This window comes from Hominiventricola sp. (assembly GCF_057604405.1).
This window is the reverse complement of sequence record NZ_DBLYVB010000051.1, coordinates 1-4,354: the sequence shown is the minus strand read 5'-3', so window position 1 is coordinate 4,354 and position 4,354 is coordinate 1. Positions and strand designations below refer to the sequence as shown.

Genomic DNA, 4,354 nt, shown 5'->3' with positions numbered 1-4,354 from the left:
CTTTTAAACATAATGGAACATCTAATCTGTTCATATACTCTTTTTCTCGCTCTTTTTTGCTTTTACCAAATAATCCCATAGTGTTTCTCCTTTATAACTTCTAATTTGTTGCTCAAATCATATCACATTTTCAAACATATCTCAATTCCAATTGTCTCTGCCCCCATCTATTGCATTGCCTTTCGGCTTGCTTCTGTAACCAGCATCCGGTTAATCTTTTCTTGCATGGTTTCCTTTGCATCTTCATTGAAATGATAGCGGACAACATATACTGTCTGCCCGATTTTCTTTGTAAATGTGTTTCCCTCTGTTTTTTTATTCATCATTTTTTCCATAATCATCTATTTCCTTTCTTTCCTGTGCCCGACAGAGAGAGGTTTGCTTCTGTCCCTGCCGGGAGTTTATCGGCACGCTGACAACGCAAGTGTCAACATAGGGTTTGAAACTTTTTTCGGGTAGTTATTTCTGTTTTCCAAAATACTATTGAAAAGTTTTTTGAATGTTCTTGTTGACACCTGTTAAAAAGTAGCTGAAACACCGGTAAATACAAAGGATTTTGGTGTCAACAAAAATGTCAACAAGCAGTAAATTTCCGGGTAATCAGTAGCCTTTCGGCATCAAAATCAGCCTTTCTCTCTGTCGGGCAGATCAAATGGCAGCTCCAACTGTTCTGCTTTCGTCAGCTTTGTAAATCCATCTTTATCCGGTTCGTTGCCACCCTCTTCTTCTGCTCCTTCCCTGATCCAGCTTCTCTGTCTGCCATATCCTTCCTTTGAAAATCTGTGGACTCCGGCTCTCTTCCAGCCAGTGATCTGCGTATCCATAATGGAACAGATCTCATTTGTCTCGAATTTTTTCGGCTCCCGGTCAAAATGGTCAAAGGCTTCTTTCCAGATCTGGACGGAACATACATGACTACCTTTATAAGCGTCCAGCCAGCCTTGTATCATTCCTGCCATCGTATCTTCCTGTGTGAACTGTTTTCGGTATTCACTGATCTCCTGCTCCATTTCCTTTGAGAACTTCAACAGGCTGCTCTTATTCTCCGTTGACCAGTAGATTTCCATTACTTCTGCCCACAACTGGTCAAAATAGGATCTGGCTTCTTTTTCATCATCGAGGATATGCTTCTCTGCCTTACTGCTGTCTATAGCAATCGGCAGGAACCGTCTTGCCCCGGTACGGTCAAAAGGAATGAACTGCCTTGTGTTCGTTGAACCTGCAAAGATACACTGACGCTTCCGGTCTTCCTCATATTTATCATAAGGGTTCCGGTAAGTGTCTTTCTGTCTGGTCAGGAATGACTTGATTTCCTCATTGCTCTTTGCACTGATTGCAGCAATCATCTCCGACATTTCCATAATCCAGTGTCCCCGGAGATGCTCGTATATCTTACTGTCATTCAACTGCTTCAGATCATCAGAAAACCAGTCATCGTTCAATGCAAGAAAACGGAAAAATGTGGATTTTCCGGCTCCCTGCTGACCTACCAGACAAAGCATTTCATCTGCTTTACAACCGGGGCGGTAGATTCTGCTTAATGCTTCCATCAGGAAGTGCTTCACAACCTCATAGACAAAATCCGAAGCATCTGCCCCCATATACCGTTGCAGAACATAACGGATTCTCTCCTGCCCGTCCCACTCCAGTTGTTCCAGATACTCACAGATCGGGTGGTATGCCCGGCTGTTGGCTTCTATGCGAAGTGCCTTATCCATACATTTTTCACTTGTGAGTTTGTAATAGCGTTCAAAGAAATAGTAGAAATAAGTCCTGCCATCATCATCCAGCTTGCAGACTTCCTCATTCCACCAGAGTTTTTTTACAATATCAATCCTGCCTGTCAGCTTGTTGTATTTCATACTCTCACGCACAAGCGGATCATTTCTCAGCACAACCATATAATTTCCAACCGTTGCTTTCGCAGTTCCTTTCTGTGTATATTCCAGCATCTGTTTCACTTCATCGACTTTGCTTTTATCTACCATCCGGAACATTTCTTTCATGGCATCTTTCTGTTCTTTTGTGGCGATCTCCTTTATCTTCTCTTTCGCATTGCTCAATCCGCTCCACCTCCTTCCATTTTTCTTTTACAAGTGCTTCCTTATCTGCCCTGTCCCCAAAGAGCAGGATATCCAGATAATACTCAACAACTGACAACTCCCTGAGAGCAGTCATAAACTTTTCATGCCATTCTTCTGTCCGTGTTTTTGGTGCATACTGTTCTTTCCATTCCAGAAGCAGGCTCAGATAATCCAGATAGGCTCTCAGGCATCTCAGATGTTTTTTCTGCCAAAGTTCTTCTGGTGTCGGCTCTGGCTTTTTTGCTGAAACGCTTCTCCTGTTCTGCGGTGATCCCCTGTCCCTGCCGGAATAAGGAATCCCAAAATCATCTGCCAGCTTCATGGCTGCATCTTTCAATCCAATGTCAAACAGTTGTGCCGTAAAATCAATGGCATCTCCTGTACAGCCACACCCGAAACAATAATATCTCCGGTCAACTTTCATGCTGGGTGATTTGTCATTATGGAAAATGCAGCGGATCAGTCCGCTCCTGTTGGGCTTTAACCCATACCTCTCCGCAGCCTGCCGGACGGTCACATTCTGTTTTACTTCATCAAATAATCCCAATTCGTTTCCTCTCTTTCTTAAATCTGCTTCCCAAATCTGGGAAGCAAGTTTTCACAAAAAACAAAAAAGCACTTTGTCCTGTCCTTACGGAATCAACAAAATGCCCTTATAGTTCCAGATCACTGGAATGTGATCTTCCTTTATTCAGTTGTTTTCTCTCTGCCTCTTCTCTTTGAATCTTTGCTACGTTCAATGCAAGTTTTTCTCTGATTGACGGCTTCACTTCTTTTTTGATTTCTTCTACAACGGCTTTTTTCTTCTCTGGCTGTTTTAACTGACGGACAACCCTCACAACAGCTTTTTCCATCGCATATTCGATTTTTTTAATCAGACCGTCCAGCCTGTTTATCGCATATTCCTTTTCTTTTCGTGATGCCTTACGTTCCGGACTCTGAATCCATCTCTTAGAATCTTCCGCAAGACGAATGTCATCTTTTCTGGTAGCCCGCATTGTTTCCTCTGCGACTTTATCCACAGCCTTGTCATAGGCTTCACTGGATACTTCGTCAAGCAAGGTTTCCACATCTTCAATACGGAGGGTAAGCTGTTGCAGTTCCTCTCTCTGTTCTTCAATCAGCTCGCCCTGACTTAGAATCCGGTCAGAATTGGAAATGAAATTTTCTTTAAATTCTTTTTCCTGCTGTTCTATTTTTTCTTTCTGTGACTGGATAACCTTTTCATTTGCCCTGACATGGTTTGACTGCCTTGCAAGTTCCAGATGATTCGCATTGACCTTATCCCTCTGCTGATTGAGCATTTCCTGCTGAACCGCAATCTCTTCTTTCTGCTTCATTCGGATATAGTCCTGTTTCTCCAGATACTGCCTTCCTCCATAGGACGGTTCTTCGTCAATTTCCAGTCCATGACGTTTACAGATATCCAGGAACATTGTCCGGCAGGCAGAATCAAAAACAACCTTACGGTTATTTGTCTTTGATCTTTTCTTTTCCGGATTCGGAAGTTCAAAGCCAAGTTCTTCCAGTGCCGCTTCCTGTTTCGGTTCAATCTCCCCATACCGGTTCGTAGCATCGAATACATGACGCTCATGAATATGCGGAGTCGCTTCGTCCATGTGCAGTGACCAGTCAATGATATGCACATTAGAACCAAACCGCTCATCGAACTCTTTCTTGAATTCATCAAAAACCAAAACCAGCGTTTCCACAGAAGCGTGTTCATCTATCGTCCCAAGCTGATAGATACTTTCTTCCGGACAGGTCTTTTTATTTTTCAGAACATCTTCCACCCCTTTACATCTGTCGGGGTGTCTTGCTTTCTCATGACGTTTATTCTGGTTAATCACATAATCGCTGTAATGATCCACATAGTATGCCATCTCAATCTGGTTAAAAGAAAAATTATCCTCTTTTCCCCGGTCTGCCATTGTGGTATATCCCTGATAGCAGTCCCAGTAAATATTCTGACGGACACGTTCATTGTCAATATGCTCACTGTGTTCCGGGTCAAATCTCCGGTCATTGTGAAGCGGATTGTAAACACCGTCTTTCCCAGATCTGCCGTTATGCCTTGTGCCTTTCAATTCACATCTCTCCTTTTTTCAAGTTGTTTCCCCGGAGGGGATTGCAGCGAAGCTTCCAAAAGTCTCTGTCCCCGTTACAGACAGTACCCAGTACCATATGGCGAAACGCCATATCACTGGGCAATGGCTGCCGCCCTTAACCTGCTAAGGGCTTCGCCCCTTAACCCCAGCAAGGTGCTGCCT

Annotated in this window: 4 protein-coding genes; all 4 read right to left on the bottom strand. The window is 43.4% G+C overall.

Annotated features, from left to right (window positions below; genetic code table 11):
* Positions 1–167: 167 nt before the first annotated feature.
* Positions 168–335 (bottom strand): transposon-encoded TnpW family protein, encoded by a 168-nt coding sequence (locus ACZMB2_RS13670; RefSeq protein WP_081695227.1) that lies wholly within the window; start codon positions 333–335, stop codon positions 168–170.
* A 288-nt stretch (positions 336–623) separates the two neighbouring features.
* Positions 624–2,063, bottom strand: a complete 1,440-nt coding sequence (locus ACZMB2_RS13665; RefSeq protein WP_227097757.1) for a virulence-associated E family protein — start codon at positions 2,061–2,063, stop codon at positions 624–626.
* Entirely contained in the window at positions 1,978–2,631 is a 654-nt protein-coding gene (locus ACZMB2_RS13660) for a CHC2 zinc finger domain-containing protein (protein WP_021738884.1), read from the bottom strand. The genes ACZMB2_RS13665 and ACZMB2_RS13660 overlap by 86 nt, the downstream gene beginning before the upstream one ends.
* A gap of 106 nt (positions 2,632–2,737) precedes the next feature.
* Entirely contained in the window at positions 2,738–4,171 is a 1,434-nt protein-coding gene (locus tag ACZMB2_RS13655) for a hypothetical protein (protein ID WP_021738885.1), read from the bottom strand.
* Positions 4,172–4,354: the final 183 nt, after the last annotated feature.